Annotated in this window: 17 protein-coding genes; 7 read left to right on the top strand and 10 right to left on the bottom strand. The window is 70.8% G+C overall.

Features of this window, described 5'->3' with window-relative positions:
* Nucleotides 1-61 precede the first annotated feature (61 nt).
* A complete protein-coding gene (gene phoU / locus CVO96_RS09075; protein WP_103311959.1) occupies nucleotides 62-706 on the top strand; it encodes a phosphate signaling complex protein PhoU in 645 nt (214 codons plus the stop codon).
* A gap of 132 nt (nucleotides 707-838) precedes the next feature.
* Nucleotides 839-2,179 (top strand): GH1 family beta-glucosidase, encoded by a 1,341-nt coding sequence (locus CVO96_RS09070; protein WP_103311958.1) that lies wholly within the window; start codon nucleotides 839-841, stop codon nucleotides 2,177-2,179.
* Nucleotides 2,180-2,207: 28 nt separating this feature from the next.
* Here CVO96_RS09070 and CVO96_RS09065 read toward each other — a convergent pair whose 3' ends face one another.
* The 3 genes from CVO96_RS09065 to CVO96_RS09055 all read right to left on the bottom strand — a co-directional run bounded on the left by CVO96_RS09065 (nucleotide 2,208) and on the right by CVO96_RS09055 (nucleotide 4,118).
* Nucleotides 2,208-2,696 (bottom strand): hypothetical protein, encoded by a 489-nt coding sequence (locus CVO96_RS09065; protein ID WP_133161771.1) that lies wholly within the window; start codon nucleotides 2,694-2,696, stop codon nucleotides 2,208-2,210.
* Between the two features lie 146 nt (nucleotides 2,697-2,842).
* Entirely contained in the window at nucleotides 2,843-3,766 is a 924-nt protein-coding gene (locus tag CVO96_RS09060; RefSeq protein WP_103311956.1) for a class I SAM-dependent methyltransferase, read from the bottom strand.
* Nucleotides 3,767-3,821: 55 nt separating this feature from the next.
* Nucleotides 3,822-4,118 carry a hypothetical protein gene (locus CVO96_RS09055; protein ID WP_103311955.1) on the bottom strand — a complete coding sequence of 99 codons (297 nt, stop codon included), beginning with the start codon at nucleotides 4,116-4,118 and terminating at the stop codon, nucleotides 3,822-3,824.
* A 176-nt stretch (nucleotides 4,119-4,294) separates the two neighbouring features.
* Here CVO96_RS09055 and CVO96_RS09050 point away from each other — a divergent pair, with 176 nt between their 5' ends.
* On the top strand, nucleotides 4,295-4,696 hold the full coding sequence (locus CVO96_RS09050) for a hypothetical protein (RefSeq protein WP_103311954.1): 402 nt from the start codon (nucleotides 4,295-4,297) through the stop codon (nucleotides 4,694-4,696).
* Between the two features lie 219 nt (nucleotides 4,697-4,915).
* Here CVO96_RS09050 and CVO96_RS09045 read toward each other — a convergent pair whose 3' ends face one another.
* From CVO96_RS09045 to CVO96_RS09035, 3 genes are all read right to left on the bottom strand, one after another.
* Nucleotides 4,916-5,833: a manganese catalase family protein gene (locus CVO96_RS09045; protein ID WP_103311953.1), complete on the bottom strand. Its 918-nt coding sequence runs from the start codon at nucleotides 5,831-5,833 to the stop codon at nucleotides 4,916-4,918.
* Nucleotides 5,834-6,225: 392 nt separating this feature from the next.
* Nucleotides 6,226-7,236, bottom strand: a complete 1,011-nt coding sequence (trmB, locus tag CVO96_RS09040) for a tRNA (guanine(46)-N(7))-methyltransferase TrmB (protein ID WP_103311952.1) — start codon at nucleotides 7,234-7,236, stop codon at nucleotides 6,226-6,228.
* The gene (locus tag CVO96_RS09035) at nucleotides 7,233-7,976 is read right to left on the bottom strand and encodes an FAD-dependent oxidoreductase (protein ID WP_103311951.1); all 744 of its coding nucleotides are present in this window, start codon (nucleotides 7,974-7,976) and stop codon (nucleotides 7,233-7,235) included. The genes trmB and CVO96_RS09035 overlap by 4 nt, the downstream gene beginning before the upstream one ends.
* A gap of 67 nt (nucleotides 7,977-8,043) precedes the next feature.
* Between CVO96_RS09035 and CVO96_RS09030 the strand changes: the two genes are divergently transcribed.
* Complete coding sequence (locus CVO96_RS09030; protein WP_103311950.1) at nucleotides 8,044-8,976, top strand: RluA family pseudouridine synthase; 933 nt, start codon at nucleotides 8,044-8,046, stop codon at nucleotides 8,974-8,976.
* Nucleotides 8,977-9,171: 195 nt separating this feature from the next.
* Nucleotides 9,172-11,445, top strand: coding sequence for an HD domain-containing phosphohydrolase (locus tag CVO96_RS09025; protein ID WP_133161770.1), 2,274 nt, complete (start codon nucleotides 9,172-9,174; stop codon nucleotides 11,443-11,445).
* A gap of 16 nt (nucleotides 11,446-11,461) precedes the next feature.
* On the opposite strand, the gene CVO96_RS09020 is transcribed toward CVO96_RS09025, so the two are convergent.
* From CVO96_RS09020 to CVO96_RS09005, 4 genes are all read right to left on the bottom strand, one after another.
* Nucleotides 11,462-12,523: a ComEC/Rec2 family competence protein gene (locus tag CVO96_RS09020; RefSeq protein ID WP_103311948.1), complete on the bottom strand. Its 1,062-nt coding sequence runs from the start codon at nucleotides 12,521-12,523 to the stop codon at nucleotides 11,462-11,464.
* Nucleotides 12,520-12,927, bottom strand: coding sequence for a DUF3006 domain-containing protein (locus CVO96_RS09015; RefSeq protein ID WP_103311947.1), 408 nt, complete (start codon nucleotides 12,925-12,927; stop codon nucleotides 12,520-12,522). Before CVO96_RS09015 ends, CVO96_RS09020 begins: the two co-directional genes overlap by 4 nt.
* 68 nt (nucleotides 12,928-12,995) lie before the next feature.
* On the bottom strand, nucleotides 12,996-14,114 hold the full coding sequence (locus CVO96_RS09010; protein ID WP_165795252.1) for a GGDEF domain-containing protein: 1,119 nt from the start codon (nucleotides 14,112-14,114) through the stop codon (nucleotides 12,996-12,998).
* Between the two features lie 75 nt (nucleotides 14,115-14,189).
* Nucleotides 14,190-14,819 (bottom strand): DUF1684 domain-containing protein, encoded by a 630-nt coding sequence (locus CVO96_RS09005; protein ID WP_103311945.1) that lies wholly within the window; start codon nucleotides 14,817-14,819, stop codon nucleotides 14,190-14,192.
* Nucleotides 14,820-14,953: 134 nt separating this feature from the next.
* Between CVO96_RS09005 and mqnE the strand changes: the two genes are divergently transcribed.
* Both mqnE and CVO96_RS08995 read left to right on the top strand, forming a co-directional pair.
* Nucleotides 14,954-16,099 (top strand): aminofutalosine synthase MqnE, encoded by a 1,146-nt coding sequence (mqnE, locus tag CVO96_RS09000; protein WP_103311944.1) that lies wholly within the window; start codon nucleotides 14,954-14,956, stop codon nucleotides 16,097-16,099.
* 2 nt (nucleotides 16,100-16,101) lie between these two features.
* Nucleotides 16,102-16,479 carry a nuclear transport factor 2 family protein gene (locus CVO96_RS08995; RefSeq protein ID WP_243398246.1) on the top strand — a complete coding sequence of 126 codons (378 nt, stop codon included), beginning with the start codon at nucleotides 16,102-16,104 and terminating at the stop codon, nucleotides 16,477-16,479.
* The last annotated feature ends 80 nt before the right edge of the window (nucleotides 16,480-16,559 follow it).

Genomic DNA, 16,559 nt, shown 5'->3' with positions numbered 1-16,559 from the left:
CCCGGCGCCCTGACCTCGCCCAGACCTTCCAGATGGTACGTTCCTCTCAGGAGTCCTGACTATGCGTGAAGCCCTTGAAACCGATCTGCGCGCCGTGCTGAGCGGCGCCCTGAACATGCTCGGCACGGTCGAGCGGATGATGCCGGTGGCGGCCGACGTCCTGCTGCACGAGAAGATCGAGCGCCTGGGCGAGGTACAGGCCCTGGATCTGGAGGTCGATGCGCAGGAGGCGCAGATCGAGGCCGAGTGCCTGCGGATCATCGCGCTGCACCAGCCGGTGGCGCGCGATCTGCGGATGGTCGCGCTGATCCTCAAGAGTCTGTCCGACATCGAGCGCATGGGCGACTACGTGGTTCATGTCGCCAAGGACGGCGTGGAGCTGGCCCAGGCCCCGGCCCTCAAGCGCTACGTCAACCTCGCGCGCATGCTCGAGCGCCTGGGCGAGATGAGCCAGAACCTGCGCGCCGCCATCGCCGACCGCGACGTGGCCCGTGCCGAAGCGACCGTGCAGATGGACGACGAGGTCGACGACCTTTACGAGCAGATCCAGCGCGAACTGGTGACCTACATGCTCGAAGACCCCCGCAACATCTCCAAGGCGCTGATGCTGATGCGCGTGGGAAGATCGCTGGAGCGCGTGGGCGACCACATGGAGAACGTGGCCGAGCGCGTGCGCTACTGGGTCACGGGGCAGCGTGGGGCGTAGAGGCCGTGGAGCATAGAGGCGGCGTGACGGCGCAGGTGGCGGGGGGCCCGTCCCGTCCCTGGCCCTCACCGGCCCTGGCCGGCCTCCTCCACCGCCCGTACGTTCTGGGCGCCTGAGCGGCACAATAGGCTCATGGCTCAGTTTCCAGCAGGGTTCGTGTGGGGCACGGCGACGGCTTCCTACCAGATCGAGGGCGCCGTGCACGAGGGCGGGCGGGGAGCGAGCATCTGGGACACCTTCTCGCACACGCCGGGGCGCGTGAAGAACGGCGACACCGGCGACGTGGCCTGCGACCACTACCACCGCTTCCGGGAGGACGTGGCCCTGATGGCGGCGGCGGGCCTGAACGCCTACCGCTTCTCGGTGGCCTGGCCGCGCATCCAGCCGACCGGGCGGGGGCGCGTGAACGAGGCGGGCCTGGCCTTCTACGACCGGCTGGTCGATGAACTGCTCGGGGCCGGCATCCAGCCCTGGGCGACCCTGTTCCACTGGGATCTGCCGCAGGCCCTGGAGGACGCGGGCGGCTGGATGAACCGCGACACCGCCCACCGCTTCGGGGACTACGCCTATCTGGTGGGCGAACGGCTGGCCGACCGCGTGGCCGGCTTCATGACGCTGAACGAGACCTACATCCACTTCCTGCTGGGCTACGCGCTGGGCACCCACGCGCCGGGGCGCGCGCTGGGGCTGGGCGCCTTCCCGGCCGCGCACCACCAGCTGCTCGGGCACGGGCTGGCGGTGCGCTCGCTGCGCGAGGCCGGCGCGCGCTCGGTGGGCATCGCCAACAACTTCGCCCCGGTCTGGCCGGCCAGCGACCGCGACGAGGATCATCAGGCGGCCAACCGGCTGGACGCCCTGCGCAACCACCTCTTCACCGATCCGCTGCTGCGCGGCGAGTACCCCGCGCTGGCGCTGGACATGCTCTCGCAGAGCGACCCGGCGCTGCTGGACGTGATCTTGCCCGGCGACCTGAGCGTCATGGCGGCGCCGCTGGACTTCCTGGGCGTGAACTACTACCAGCCCGACTGGGTGCGCGCCAACCCGGCCGCGCCCCTGGGGGTCGAGACGGGCACGCTGCCGGGGCGCGACTACACGGCCTTCGGCTGGCCGGTGGTGCCCGAGGGCCTGACCCAGACCCTGACCGGCCTGAAGGCCCGCTACGCCGAGACCTGCCCGCCCCTGTACATCACCGAGAGCGGCTGCTCCCAGCACGACGTGGTGGGTGAGGACGGCCGCGTGCGCGACGACTTCCGCAGCCGCTACCACGAGGAGCACATCGAGGCCATGCGGACGGCCATGACCCAGGGCGCCGAGGTGCGCGGCTACTTCGCCTGGAGCCTGCTGGACAACTTCGAGTGGGCCGAGGGTTACAGCCAGCGCTTCGGCCTGGTGCATGTGGATTTCGCGACCCAGGTTCGCACGCCCAAGGACAGCTATTTCTGGTTCCAGACGTTCCTGCAGGGCCAGGCGTAGTCAGCGCGCCCGGCCGGCCCCACCAGCCTCAGCTGCGCGTCAGGGTGCACTCGCCGCCGACCAGGCGGGTGCCGGAGCCGCTCAGCTTGGCGAAGACCGCGTCGATCTCCTCCTCGGTGCCGGCCAGTCCGGCGCCGCTGTAGCTCTTCTGATCCGCGCTGAAGGGCCGGAACACGTAGCACGCCACCAGCCGCCCGGACTTGCTCACGTCCCACACGCGGAAGGTGGCGTTGCCGGTGGCCTGCTCGTAGTACAGCGCGTACCCGGTATCGCCTCCGTAGAACCAGCGCTGGTCGCTGTCGCGGTAGCTGGGGGCCCGGGTCAGGGTGACCTTCCCCTCGATCTTGTTGTTGTTCTGATCCAGCCCGCCGATCACCCAGGTCTCCCCCAGCGGCAGCGGCCCCTGCAGGGCCTGAGCGTTCGCCGTGCCCGACGAGGCCGAGGGCGCGCAGCCCACCAGCGCCGCACAGAGCAGGACGGAGAACAAGGGGGCAGCCAGGGTGGGTTGTCGGCGCATGTCGGCACTGTAACACCCGGCTGAGGACGACGTGAGAATCATTGCCGTTACGCCTGGTGACAACGCCCCAGAGCGTGTTCGGTTCTTCATCTCAGGGTTTCGGGCCTGTCCCTGTCCGGGCGCCTTCGATGCTCCGGAGGCCCGCCTCACAGCTCCAGGTGCCCTGGCGTCCTCACCCCGGCCGGGATGGCGGTGACCAGCACCTCGTATCGGCCGGTGACGAACACCTTGAAGCCGTGTTTCTGCAGGCCGCGCCGGGCCTGGGTCACGTCGGCCATCAGCAGGCTCAGATCCGGCCGCGCGAAGTTCCGCATCCGGGCGCCGTAGCTGAGGGTGCCGCCCCGGTAGCGGGCGTTGGGGAAGCCCAGGATCAGGCCGCCCGCCGGGCGCAGGTGGTGCCTCCTGAGGGCCGCCAGCAGCACGTCCTGGGTCACGCCGGGGCTCTGCAGCAGGCTCAGGGCGACCACCAGGTCGAAGGTGCCCAGCTCCGGGCGGGGCAGGGTGGTCACGTCCAGGCGCTCGAAGCGGTAGGCCGGATGCCGGGTGCGCGCGGCCTGCAGGGCGGAGTCGTCGATGTCCACGCCCAGCACGTCCAGCCCACGCTCCGGGAAGGCCAGGGCCAGCGCGTCCAGCTCGCGGCCGGCGTTGACGCCCAGCGCCAGCACCCGCCCGCCCGGCGGCGGATCGACCCGCCGCAGCGCTTCCACGAAGCCCAGCAGGAAGGTGGGGTCTTCGAGCTTGTCCACCCGCACCCAGTCGCTTCCGGCGCCGTAGCCGCCGGCGTCGGGCTCGGGCGTGGGCGCGAAGGCCCGCAGGTTCAGGCGCACCCGCCCGCCGTCCAGCCGCTCCGGCGTGAGCAGATGCGCGCCCAGCAGGTCGGCCACCTCGGCCCACAGCGCCCAGGGCCGGTGGCGCCCCTGCGGGGTCAGCTCGCCCGCGTACAGCCCCAGGCCCCTGTCGGGATCGGGCACGGTGAACGCCACCCGGCCCGCCTGCGCCAGCGCCCGGCGCAGCGCCGGCAGGATGTCGGACAGGGGTTCGTGGGTGTAGTGCCGTTCGTCGGAGGCCATAAAAAACCCCGTCATCATAGACGGGGTTCCTCAGCCGGAGTCCGGCGGGGTGGGCTCAGCCCTGCAGCGCGGCGGCGAGCTGACGCAGGCCGTCCTGATCGGCCGCGGGAGCAGCGCCCGAAAGATCTTCGGTGGCCGCGCCCAGGTCAGGCAGGATGGCGGCGGCGCCTTCCAGGTCGCCACTTTCCAGAGCCGACTTGAGGCTGGCGAGGTGGTCGACGACCGTCTCGGCGCCGGGAACGCCGTCCAGGGTCTGGTGCCAGCTCGTGACGTTGGAGATGGCCGTGCTGGGGTCGACGCCCTGGATGCCACCCGAAAGGGCCTGAATGGTCTGCTGTAACTGCTGGTTCATGCTTGACCTCCTGAAACTGGTTTTTCCTGCCCGATCAGGACACCACGCCCCCGCCGCCCAGAGTGTGGGAAAGCACGCTTCATGAAGCACCGCCGAACACTGGAAAAAGCCGTCCTAGCGCTCATTTTGCGAGCGATCATACGGTGTCGGGCGCCGCCGTGTACTGGGCTGACAGAATGCCCACTCCGCCTGCCCAGACCGGCCCCGACCTTGAAGCTCTGCTGACACGGGTCTTCCTGCAGGCCGCCGATCCCGGCCCCGCCCGCGCCCGGCTGGCCCTGCGTTTCCTGCAGACACAGCCGGACGCCTGTGTGCTGGTGGACGGCCGCAGCGGAGAGTCGGTGGTCACGACGGGCGAGGCGGCGCGGCTGGGCGAGGCCGACCTGACCTTCCACCTGAGCGGCCCCGCCGCCCACGCCTTTTGGCGCGGCGACCTCAACCCGGTGGCGGCCATGACCGCCGGCACCCTGCGGATCGACGGCCCGCTCCTGAAGGCCCTGACCCTGGCCCCGGGCCTGAAGCTCGTGCAGGCGGCCTACCGGGAAGCCACGGACGGCCAGGAGCGTGAGAGGGCATAACGCACGTGAACGCCGGGAGCCTCCCGGCGAGGAAGATCCGTGGATCAGCGTCGGCGGGAGACACGAAGGTCTGGCGGAGATGGGCGGTCTGGGGAGGATGGGCGACCACGTGGCGCTGTCCTCAATGTCCGGCTACCACGGAGGCTGCAGAAGGCGGGGCCAGCGTTTCGACAGCCCGCTGGCCCCAGCGACGCAAGCTGCGCCGCTTCTTCCCTGAACTCAGCGCAGCCGGGCCTTGTCGTGCAGCTTCTTGGCGATCTCCATGATCTCGCCCATGTCCCAGTCGGGCGAGAAGGCGGCCGAGTCGTGCCCGCCGTCCATCAGCTTGCCGCCCTCGATCTCGGTGTACTCGCCCACCCGCACCTCGGAGCCGTCCTCCGGGTGGGTGCCGTTCCAGATCTGGCCCAGCTGGCCGTAATCGGTGTCGCTGAAGCGGTAGAGGATCTGGTGCAGGCCACGATCCATCACCGTCTTCGCCTCGGGGATCTTGGCGGTGGGGATGTTGGGCATGGGCAACATCTTCTCCATGTTCACGCCGGTCAGCGATTCCAGGGCCTTGGCGTAGGCGATCTGGTGGACGCCGCCGCGCACGAGCAGGTAGCCGACCAGGGCCTTGGCGGTGGGGTCGTCCACCATCTCGTAGACGCGCAGTTTGTTGTGGCGGGCGGCGCCTTCCAGGAAGAAGTTGTGCGTCAGGTCGAGCATCAGGTTGCCGCTGGAGTACACGTAATCGCCGCTCCACGCCTTGCCGTGCGAATCGGCGATCAGGGTGCCGGGCCCGGCCGCGATGAAGTGCTTGGTGTTGCGGACGTCCTGGGCGAAGGAAAAGGGGTGGGTGGCCGGATCGACGGGCTCTTCCTGATCCTTGGTGTCCGGCCCTGCCAGCAGCGCATTGATGGTTGCCGAGACCAGTTCGATGTGGCCCAGTTCCTCGGCGGCGATGTTGGCGATCAGCTCGTAATAGGGCCGCAGAGTGGTCTTGCCCCGGAAGTTGAACGACTGGGTCATGTAATTCATCATGGTCGACATCTCGCCGAAGCGGCCCCCCATGAGTTCCTGCACGGTGGCGGCGCCGTTGGGATTCTTCTCTTTGGGCAGGGGAAGGTCGAACTGCAGTTTATCGATGCGTAGGAACATGGAAGCCTCCGGTGGCGACGAAAGGGCGGGGAACTGGGAGAGCCGGCCGCTCCATCTGACGTCCGGCCCCCCCAGCCGCGCGTGAGTGCCCTCACCGTATGAAGGGAGCCGGAACGGACGGTGACGCTGCATGAACGCCCGGCCCGCTTTCCACGCGGCACATGTAAGGAGGGTGGGCAAGCGTGAGGGGACAGCAGCGACTGGCCCCCGCCCCCGCCCTGTGCCACCACCGCGTGGAGTGATGGCCGTTCAGCGAGGCGTCCAGGCTTTGGACGGCCTCAGCCTCCCCTGGCCGGCTCTGGGGCGAACCCTCCACTCGCAAGAATGGGCTCAAGGACATGCGCGCCGGACGCCCTGACGCGAGATCGCCGGTCGCCCCTTTCCTGGGTGGCTCAGTACCCCCTGTGCTTCACCACGGCGCCCTCGGATTCCAGCCAGGCGGTCACGGTACCCACCGCCGCCTTCACGCCGGGCGTGATGATCGGCCCGCCGAACTTCGCCAGTCGCACCAGATGGCTGCCGTCGGCCCGCCCGGTGATCCCGATCAGGACTTCCTGGGTCAGTTCGCCCTCGACCACGTGGGCCAGCGCCACCCAGCCATCGCGCCGCAGGCTCTGGTACAGGTCGAGCAGGATGACCGTCCAGTCCGGGCCGCGTCCCTCGGGGCTGCGCTCGGTGCGTTTCTGGAAATCGTGGGGCGAGAAATCGGTGGGCAGGGTCAGGACAGCGTGGGGCACGGTGGTCTCCAGGGGGAGGGATTCCTGTTCGGGAACGGCGTCGGGATAGGGACTCGTGCTGCCGTGGGGCACGAACGCATGGGCCGTGGGCGTGAAGCGCGCGTGGTTGACCCCCAGGCCCAGGTCACGCCACTTCAGCGCGTATTTCGTCTCTAGCGCGGCGGGGGGCGGCTCGCCGGTCTCCACGGCCATGACCCCGCTCGCGGCCGCCTCGGCACAGGCGAACTCGAAATACTCGTCGTGATCCGTGGTGAGCAGCAGCCCTGCGCCCGGCTTCAGGCGGCTGGCGGCGAGCTGGAAGAAGGGCGCGCGCAGCAGGCGGTGCTCGGTGTGCCCGGCCTTGGGCCAGGGATCGGGAAAGTTCACCACGATCAGGTCGAGGGCGCCGTGCGGAATGACCTCCCGCACCAGCACGTCGGCGGGCAGACGGGTCAGGACGGCGTTATCCAGCCCGGCCGCCTGAAGGCGGCGATTGGCCTTGAGCAGCGACACGCCCGAGAGTTCCACGCCCAGGTAATTCGGCGCCTGCCCGAAGGTGCGGGCGTACTGCGGCCAGAAGCGGCCGTCGCCGAAGCCGATCTCCAGCACCCAGGGGCGCTGCGGGGTCTGCGGGTAGAGGCGCTGGGGGTCGTCGGGAAACCGGAAGTCGGCGAGGCGGAAGATCACGGGCCGGGCTCCAGCAGCTCCCCCGCCAGCCGGGCCGCGTCCTGCAGCACGCTGGCGTAGGTGTGCTCTCCGGGCGTGCAGCGGCCCAGCATATACACACGCTCCAGGCGGGCCACCTGAAAGCCGCTCAGCTCGCCGGGCGCGGGGGTCAGGAAGCGCACGTCGTAGGCGGGGGCGCCCTCTGCGGCGCCGGCCGTCTGCTCGGCGCCGATCAGCCACACGCCGCTACGGGCCAGATCGTCGGCCAGGAAGTCGTAGGCGACCTCGGAAAGCCGACCGGCCTCCTCCAGGGTGTCGCCGATCAGCAGCCGGCCCTTCAGGAAGGCGCCCACCGCCAGCACGCACACGCGGGCCTGCAGTGTGGGGCCCTCCCAGGTGGAGAGCACGACCTCCGTGTCGGTCTCGTCCAGCGCCGTGACCGTGCTCTGCAGCAGGTGGATGCCGGCGGTGGACTCGATCTCGGCCTTCAGGTGGCGGTGGAAGGTCCAGCCGTCGGTGTCGGGAGCCAGGGCCTCCTGCACGCGCGCGAACACGCTGCCCGCCGGGAAGCCGGCGCCCTGGGTGGTGGGCTGGTACAGGTTGCCCAGGTGGTCGAGCGCCTGCGACACGAGCAGCACGTCCTGTCCGGCGCGGGCCAGCCGCCAGGCGAGTTCGCTGCCGGCCAGGCCGGCGCCTACGACTGCCACGTCGTAGAGGTGGCCGGGCTGGGGGCGACTGCGGGGGGTGGTCGGGCCAAACATCGCCCCAGAGTGTAGCCCAGCGTCTGATCCAGGCCAGACCGGCCGCCGCAGGCTCTACCCTGAGGACGTGTGCGCGGCGCTGAACGACGGCTATGCCTACCGGATCACCGTGCAGCGCGGCGGCGAGACGGTGCTGGCCTTCCTGACGGCGCGTTTCACGCACTCCGACGGGGCGGCCTGGGCGGCGCGGCTGGCGGCGGGCGAGGTCGAGGTGGACGGCCGGCGCGTGGCGGGCCCCGAGGCGCTGCGCCCCGGCCAGAGCGTGGTATGGCGCCGCCCGCCCTGGGCCGAGCCGGACGTGCCCCTGGATTTCGGCGTGCTGTACGAGGACGGCGCCCTGCTGGCCGTGGACAAGCCCTCCGGCCTGCCGACCATGCCTGCGGGCGGGTTCCTGAACCACACGCTGCTCACGCGGGTGCGCCGGCGCTGGCCGGGCGCCTCGCCGCTGCACCGGCTGGGGCGCGGCACCTCCGGGGTGGTGCTGTTCGCGCTGAGCGGCGAGGCCGGCGCGGCCCTGTCGCGGAGCTGGCGGGAACACGCGGTGCACAAGGCCTACCGCGCGCTGGCCTCGGGCACCGTGCAGCCCGACTCGTTCAGCGTGGAGGCGCCCATCGGGCCGGTGGCGCATGGCCTGCTGGGCACAGTTCACGCCGCCTCGCCGCAGGGAAAGGCCGCCCACAGCGACGTGCGGGTACTGGAGCGCCGGCCGGGCCGCACCCTGCTGGACGTGGAGATCCGCACCGGACGGCCCCACCAGATCCGCATCCACCTGGCCTTCGCCGGGCACCCGCTGGTAGGCGATCCGCTCTACGCTCCGGGCGGTCTGCCCCGGGCCGCGCTGCCGGGCCTGCCGGGCGATCTGGGCTACTGGCTGCACGCCCACCGCCTGAGCTTCGTCCATCCCACCACCGGGCGCGCCCTGGAGGTGGAGGCGCCGCCGCCCGAACCGCTGCAGCTCCAGCCTCCCGGAGGGCCGCCGGAGCCTCCCGGGCCGGTCTGACGGTGCCCGGGGCCGCGCCGCCCCGGGTGTGGGGTGGATGGGGTCTGTTCCAGGCTGCAGCCGCGGCCAAGCGGCCTCCTGAACTCTCCCCTTTGTCAGATCGCTGACAGTTGACCCGATGCACAGTGACAGGGTGGATTCGTCTGGTTTCCTCCCTCCAGGTCTGGAACTGTGCCAGCCGTCCGGGTGCAGGCCATGACCTCGCGCCCGCCGGCCAGCCTCTGGCGCCGGCTGACCGGGCGCGGCTGGGTGATCGCGGCGCTCCTGGGCCTGACGCTGCTGTCCACCGGACTGAGCGCGGCCGTGATCAGCGCCGCCAGCCATTTCCGCGACACGCTGCTGCTGCTGGCCGACACCACCGCCGCCACCAACGCGCACAGCGCCCTGGAATGGCAGGCCCTCCAGAGCGACACGCTGCAGGACGACCACTGGGATCAGGTCGCGCAGAGCCGCGAGCGGCTTCAGAACCTCAGGGCGCAGTTGCAGGCGGCCGCCCGGCGGGAAGCCACGCCACCGACCACCTGGCTGCACGACCTGCTGGCCCCGCCGTACGCCCAGGAACCCTCGCTGGGCAACGCCGCCCAGGAGCTGGGCGGGTACCTGCAGGCCACGGCCGAGGAACTGGCCGTGCTGCGGAGCGGTGACCGGGCCGGGGCCCTGAAGATAGACAGCGCGCGGGTTGATCCGGCCGCCGAGCGGCTGAACAGCCTGATCGGGGAACTCCGGGAAGACCGGGAGCGGGAAGCGCGCAGAACCACCAATCTGGCGGCCGGGCTGATCCTGCTGACCCTGCTGTCGTCGCTGGCCACGGTCAGCCTGCTCGACCGCCGCCTGCGCCGCAGCCTGCGCCAGACGCAGCGCCTGGAACTGGAGCGTCAGGTGGAACGCGAACGCGAGAACCGCGACTCGCTGACCGGCCTGTGGAACCGGCGCGGCCTGCAGGGCCTGTTCACCCGCTGGACGGCCGAGACGGGCCTGTGCGTGCTGGTGCTGGATCTCAACAGCCTGAAGGTCATCAACGACAGCGGGGGCCACGCGGCCGGCGACAACCGCCTGCGGAGCGTGGCCCTGGCGCTGCTGGAGGTGAGCGCGCCCTACCGGCTCGCGGCCCGCTGGGGCGGGGACGAGTTCGTGCTGCTGCTGCCGGGGCTCTCGGAGCAGCAGGCGCATCAGGTCGCGGAGCGGGCCAGCGATCTGCTGGAACTGCCCGGCGACCTGATGCCTCCCTTCGCCTACGGGGTCGCCCGGGTCTCGGGGGTCACCTCGCTGGAACGGGTGCTGGCCCAGGCCGACGCCAACATGTACGAGCACAAGGAAGTCCAGCGCCAGGAGCTGGCCCGCCAGGGCGCCACCGCCCGGGTGGGAATCAGCATCGAGGAGTTCACCCTGCGGCTGGAGCGCATGGAGACCCCTCAACAGGTGCTGGGCGAGGGCCTGCCGCTGGCCGCGCAGGTGCTGGGCTTCGAGGGCACGGTGTATCTGGAACGGCAGGACGACGGCTTCGTGGTTCAGCAGCTCGGGGGCCACCTGAGTGGCGAGGCGCGCGCCCAGCTGCAGGGCGTGGTCTACCGGGAGGGCGAGGGGGTCACCGGGCAGGCGATCGCCCACAGCGCCACCCGCTGGAGCAACGATTACCCCGGCGAGGCCTACGCCCTGGAGAGCTGGGTGGAGGCCGGCCTGAAAACGGTGGTGATCGTGCCGGTGCGCTACGGCGCCCAGGTGATGGGCCTGATCGGCCTGCTGCAGTACAGCTCGTGGCGCGTGGTCACGCCCCAGGTGCGGCGCCTGATGGAAACGGTGGCGTCGCGGCTGGGCCACGCCTTCGAGCGGCTCGAGGCAGTCGAGAATGTCCGCAGCGCCCTGCAGGGCGGCCTGCTGGCGCTGGGCGTGGCCCTGGAGGAACGCGACCTGGAGACCGCCGGGCACACCGAGCGCGTGGTGAACCTCTCCGAGGAGCTGGGGCTGCGCCTGGGCATGAGCGAACCGAAACTGGACGCCCTGCGTCAGGGCGCGTCGCTGCACGACATCGGCAAGCTGGTCATCCCCGACGCCATCCTGCTCAAGCCCGGCCCGCTGGACGCCAGCGAGTGGGAGATCATGCGCAACCACGCCACCCGCGGCTACGACATCGCCTACCGCCTCTCGGGCCTAACGCCCAGCACGCTGAGCATTATCCGCAGCCACCACGAGCGCTGGGACGGCAGCGGCTACCCGGACGGGCTGGCCGGCGAGGCCATTCCGCTCGAGGCCCGGATCTTCGCCGTGTGCGACGTCTACGACGCCCTGACCCATACCCGGCCCTACAAGAGAGCCTGGTCCCACGAGGACGCCGTGGCCGAGATCCGCAAGCAGAGCGGCACCCATTTCGACCCGCAGGTGGTCGAGATCTTCACCGGGCTGGTCGAGGCCCAACGTCAGGACACCGGGACTCTTCTGGTGACCCGGCCGCTGAGCTGCAGCGCCGACTGACGCTTCACGGCCATGTTCAGGGCGAAGAGCGGTCGGCGCTGGCGCGATCCGTGCTGGCCCGGTACGAGCCGTCGCTGCGGGCGGTGAAGCTCACCGTACCCTGCTGATCCGTGCGGTACACGCGAATACCGCTGTGGCGATACAGCGCCAGGGTGGCCGGGGTGGGGTGGCCGTAACTGTTATCGCCCACGCTGATCACCACGTTCTCCGGCCGCACCGCCGCCAGCCAGGCGGCATGATCCCCGGTGCTGGCGCCGTGGTGGATGCTCTTGTACAGCTGGAAGGGCCCCTGCAGCTCGGCACGCCCCTGCTCCAGCCAGGCGGTGGTCTCGGGCCGCTCGCTGTCGCCGGTCATCAGCGCCCGGAACTGGCCGAAGCGCAGGGCGAGGCCCACCGAATGGTTGTTCTGATCGTCGGGGACGCCGGGCGGCGGGGCAATCACCTGCACGTCCAGGCTGCCCAGACGGATGAGCTGCCCGCTGGCCTTCTGGAAGGTGGTGTCGGCCCCCTGCAACGCGCTGACCAGCCGTTCCCAGGTCTGGGTGGTGCCGGCCAGCCCGTTGTTGATGAACAGCGTGGGGCGCTGCTCGGCCGTGCCCACCAGTCCGGCGATGTGGTCGGCGTCGGCGTGGGTGGCGACCAGCAGGTCGATCTTGCGGACGCCGAAGGTCTTCAGGTGAGCCTGCAGCCGATCACTGCTGCGCCCGCCGTCCACCAGCAGGGTCTTGCCCTCGGGGCTGCGGATCAGCACGGCGTCGCCCTGGCCCACGTCCAGAAAGCGCACCGTGACCTCGCCCTGCGGGCCCGCCGGCGCCGGCTGCGGATTGAGGCTGATCCGCCCCCCGCCGCCTGCACAGGCCGCAAGCGAGACCGTCACCGTCAGCACCAGCACGCCCAGCAGATCGGCGCCGCTGGGCCCCCGGCTGCTTCCGGCCCGGCCGGGCGACTTCGGGCGGGCCCCACTCTGGCCTGCCGCCCTGCGGGAGCTGGCCTTCCGCTGCTGTGCGGCCGGCTGGGCTGGAGCCTGCCGGCCGGACGCCGGGGCCCTGCGCTTCGGCGGCGCGGGTGGCCGGCTCACAGGCGGATCTCTGCCGGCTCGTCGGCCTCAGCCGGGTCTGCGCCGTTCAGGGCGTCCAGCCGGGCCTGGGCCGCCTCCCGCAGGGCGGCGCTCTCGCGGGGCAGCAGATGGAGGGTCACGCCGTCCGGGCCGTCCTGCACGGCCAGCACATCGCCCTCCCGCACCCCGCCGGGCAGCGAGGCGAGCGGCAGGTCGCCGGTCGTGCCGTCCGGGCGTTCAAGCCGGGCGACCTGGCCCCGGGGCGTGGATTCCAGGCCGTCGACGATCCAGCGCTCTGCGGGCGGCGTCTCCTGGCCCTTTTCGGACTGACCCGTTCCAGACTGACCTGTTCCAGCTCGGCCCGTTTCCGGCCGGCCCTCTTCAGCCCCGGGCTCTCCCTGTGGGTGGGCGTTTCCAGCGTTCACCCGAGCAGCCTAGCGCACCCGGCCGGGCGGCCCCGCTCAGTCCGTCAGGGGCTCAGTCCGGCCGGGGTTCAGTCCAGCAGATGAACGCGCTGGCGTTTGGCGGCGTACATGCTGCGGTCCGCGCGGCGCACCCAGTCGCTCAGGGTGTCGGTGGCCTCGGCGGCGGCCAGGCCCACGTTCACGGTGGGGGCCAGCGGAACGGGCCAGGAGCGCCGACTGACCGCCTCCAGGCACTCGCGGATCCACACGCGCGCCGCCCCGGCCGGGCAGGGCAGCAGCGCGGCGAATTCGTCGCCCCCCAGCCGGAAGACCTGGGCGCACGCGGCGGAGAGCCTGCCCGGTTCATCCACCCCACTGTGCCTACCCGTCTCACTGTGCCTACCCGTTTCAGTGTGCCCACCCACTTCAGCCGGCCCACCCGACGCACGCTGCACGGCCACGTCGCTCAGCACGCTGCCCAGGCCGCTCAGCACCTCGTCGCCGATGTGATGGCCGTACAGGTCGTTGACGCTCTTGAAATCCTGAACGTCCATGACCGCCAGCGTGACCGAGCGGCCGGCGCGCACCTCCGGCAGCCGGGCCTCGCCGTGCAGGGTAAAGGCGCGGCGGTTGAGCAGCCCGGTCAGCGGATCCGTGCGGGCCTCGCGCTCCACGCGCTCGTGCAGCGCCGCGTTTTCCAGGGCGATGCTGAGGTGGATGCCCAGCAGTTCCAGAAACTCCAGATCCTCGTGCGTAAAGGCGCCGGGTTCGTCGCTCTGCACCGACAGCACGGCCTCGGGGGCGCTGTCCGGGCGCATGGGCACGCCCATCCACGAGCGGGTGATCGGCCGCCCCGACGCGGCGTTCAGGCGAAAGACCTCCAGACCCTCCCCGCGCAGGTACCCTTCGAGATCGTTCTCCAGCCGCAGGCGGTCGGCCAGCACCCGTTCCAGCAGGCCGTCGGCGCGGGGCTGCACGCGCTCGTCGATGATCTGGTCACCCTCCAGCGTGCGCGTGAACCAGCCTCCGTCCGGGGCGCGGCGGGCCATCAGGGTCACGGGGGCGCTGAACAGCTCGCGGGCCTGCCGGTGGATGGCGTGAACCAGTTCTTCGGTTCGCACCGTGCGCGCCAGAGCCGCCGCCACCTGCACCAGCGAACGGTACCGGGCGATCTGCCGGTTCAGGTCGTGGTGGGCCACCTGGGTCATTCTGGAGGCCATTGTCGCACGGCGGCAGGCCCCCCCCGGATGACCCCTGTACAGGGGGAGGGGGGGCCAGAGGGGTCAGGACACCCGCTCACCGGCCCGTACAGGTTCCTTCAGGACGTTCTGCGGCGGCGCCAGCGGGCAGCTCCAGCGTGGATCGTAGAAGCACGACGGGTGGAAGGCGAAATTGAAGTCCAGCACGAGTTCCCCGCCGGGCGTGCTGCCCAGGTCGGCGCTCTTGGCCGTATCGAGCAGGTAGCGGCCCCCGCCGTAACTGTCGGTGCCGCTGCCCGCGTCCCGGAAGGGCAGGAACACGCCGCCGCCGTAGACGTCGATCCAGTACACGTCCAGCCTCCCGACCGGCAGGCGCACGCACCCGAACCGCACCAGCGGCATGTCCTGGCCGGTCGAGGACGGAATGGTCAGCCGCTCCTGGGGCAGAGGCTCGATGGGCGCGGTGAAGGCCAGCGCGGGGTCGTAGGGCCAGCACGGCAGGCCCCGGAAGGCGGTGCGGGCCTCCGGCGGCAGAGGCGACTGCGGATGCTCCCGGAACAGGCGGGTGCGCTCCGAGCGCCACAGCGCGTGCGCCGAGGCCGGATCCTGCTCCCGTTCCCGGCGCACGCGGGCGTACAGGGCGCCGACCTGCCGCCGCCAGTCGAGCAGCTCGGGCCAGGCGGCCGCGTCGGACGGGCTGGGGACTGAAGCCATGCGGGCATGCTACGCAGGCGGCGCCGGGAGGACGTGGCGGGCGGCTTGCGTCCATCTTCACCGCCGCCTCAGCTGCCCGAGCGGGTGTTCCGGATGGGACACTTTGCGCTCCCCCAGGGGCGTATCCTCAGCTCATGAAGTGGCTCTCGGACTCCGCGCTCGCTCCCCTCGTGGAGAAGGTCGAAGCCGGCCAGCGGCTGGATTTTGACGAAGGGATGGCGCTGTTCCACACCCGCGACCTGAACACCCTGCTGCGCCTGGCGAACTGGCGCAAGGAGGCGCTGCACGGCGACAAGGTGTACTTCGTGCACTCCATGCGGCTGGAGTTCACCAACATCTGCTACGTGGGCTGCACCTTCTGCGCCTTCGCCGCCCACAAGAACGAGGAACGCGCCTGGGACTACTCGCCCGATGAGGTCGTGGCCCAGGTGCAGCGCCGCTACCTGCCGGGCATCACCGAGCTGCACATGAGTTCCGGGCACCACCCGAACCACCCCTGGGCCTTCTATCCCGAGATGGTGCACAAACTGCGCGCCGCCTTTCCGGATCTGCAGGTCAAGGCCTTCACGGCGGCCGAGATCGAGCACCTGAGCAAGATCTCCAGGAAGCCCACACTGGAGGTGCTGCGCGAGCTGCAGGCGGCCGGGCTGGCGGCCATGCCGGGCGGCGGCGCGGAGATCTTCGCCGACCGGGTACGAAAGCAGGTGGCGAAGAACAAGGTCAAGGCCGACAAGTGGCTGCAGATCCATAGTGAAGCGCACTCGCTGGGCATGCGGACGAACGCCACCATGCTCTACGGGCACATCGAGACGCTGGAGGAGCGGCTGGATCACATGCACCGCCTGCGGGAGCTGCAGGACGACTCTCTGGCGCGCTTCGGCGGCGGCTTCCACGCCTTCATCCCGCTGGCCTTCCAGCCGCTGGGCAACTCGCTCGCCCAGAACCTCGGCAAGACCGACTTCACGACCGGCCTGGACGACCTGCGCAACCTCGCGGTGGCCCGCATCTACCTCGATAATTTCCCGCACATCAAGAGCTACTGGGTGATGATCGGCTCCGAGCTGACCCAGGTCTCGCTCGACTGGGGCGTGTCGGACATCGACGGCACGATTCAGGAGGAGCACATCGCCCACGCGGCGGGCGCGACCTCCCCGATGGCGCTCTCGCAGGCGGGCATGGTGAAGATGATCCAGCAGGCCGGCCGCACCCCCGTGCTGCGCGACGCCTACTACCACGAGCTGGAGACCTTCCCCCAGGGCGGCGCCCAGGCGGCCGACTGAGCGTGCCGGGCGCCTCCTCCGGGCCGCCGGCCGCCGACGACGTCATGACCGATCTCGACACCGTGCTGATGCTGGACGACATGTGGAACGCCGCCTATCACCACCGCGACCCCGGGCGCATGGCGGGCGTGCTGGCCGACGACTGGATGGCCTTTTTCCCGGACGGCACGGTGATCTTCCGGGGCGACCTGCTCGACGGCATGACCCGCAACCCGCCCGCCACCCTGGTCTTCGAGCGCCACGCCTCGCGCGTGTACGGCGATACGGCAGTTACGCGCGGCACGCTGTATGCCGGCGGCGTGCGCGTCCAGAGCTTCCTGCGCGTCTTCGCCCGGCGAGGGGGAACGTGGCAGGCCGTGAGCGTGCAGGTGGTGCCGTGAAGAGGGTGATGGGAGATGGGAGATGGGTGATGGAAAAGGCAGGAGTGAGCCTTCAGGTGTCCGGTTTCGCCCTTCCACCA

The sequence above is a fragment of the Deinococcus koreensis genome, assembly GCF_002901445.1.
Classification (GTDB): Bacteria; Deinococcota; Deinococci; order Deinococcales; family Deinococcaceae; genus Deinococcus; species Deinococcus koreensis.
Note: the sequence above shows the minus strand (reverse complement) of the source record. Positions and strands in the feature narration are given on the sequence as shown.

Bases quoted from the DNA above. Each gene is read 5' to 3' on its own strand.
- phoU (WP_103311959.1), top strand. From the start codon at position 62: ATGCGTGAAGCCCTTGAAACCGATCTGCGCGCCGTGCTGAGCGGCGCC.
- CVO96_RS09070 (WP_103311958.1), top strand. From the start codon at position 839: ATGGCTCAGTTTCCAGCAGGGTTCGTGTGGGGCACGGCGACGGCTTCC.
- CVO96_RS09065 (WP_133161771.1), bottom strand. From the start codon at position 2,696: ATGCGCCGACAACCCACCCTGGCTGCCCCCTTGTTCTCCGTCCTGCTC.
- CVO96_RS09060 (WP_103311956.1), bottom strand. From the start codon at position 3,766: ATGGCCTCCGACGAACGGCACTACACCCACGAACCCCTGTCCGACATC.
- CVO96_RS09055 (WP_103311955.1), bottom strand. From the start codon at position 4,118: ATGAACCAGCAGTTACAGCAGACCATTCAGGCCCTTTCGGGTGGCATC.
- CVO96_RS09050 (WP_103311954.1), top strand. From the start codon at position 4,295: ATGCCCACTCCGCCTGCCCAGACCGGCCCCGACCTTGAAGCTCTGCTG.
- CVO96_RS09045 (WP_103311953.1), bottom strand. From the start codon at position 5,833: ATGTTCCTACGCATCGATAAACTGCAGTTCGACCTTCCCCTGCCCAAA.
- CVO96_RS09035 (WP_103311951.1), bottom strand. From the start codon at position 7,976: ATGTTTGGCCCGACCACCCCCCGCAGTCGCCCCCAGCCCGGCCACCTC.
- CVO96_RS09025 (WP_133161770.1), top strand. From the start codon at position 9,172: ATGACCTCGCGCCCGCCGGCCAGCCTCTGGCGCCGGCTGACCGGGCGC.
- CVO96_RS09010 (WP_165795252.1), bottom strand. From the start codon at position 14,114: ATGACCCAGGTGGCCCACCACGACCTGAACCGGCAGATCGCCCGGTAC.
- CVO96_RS09005 (WP_103311945.1), bottom strand. From the start codon at position 14,819: ATGGCTTCAGTCCCCAGCCCGTCCGACGCGGCCGCCTGGCCCGAGCTG.
- mqnE (WP_103311944.1), top strand. From the start codon at position 14,954: ATGAAGTGGCTCTCGGACTCCGCGCTCGCTCCCCTCGTGGAGAAGGTC.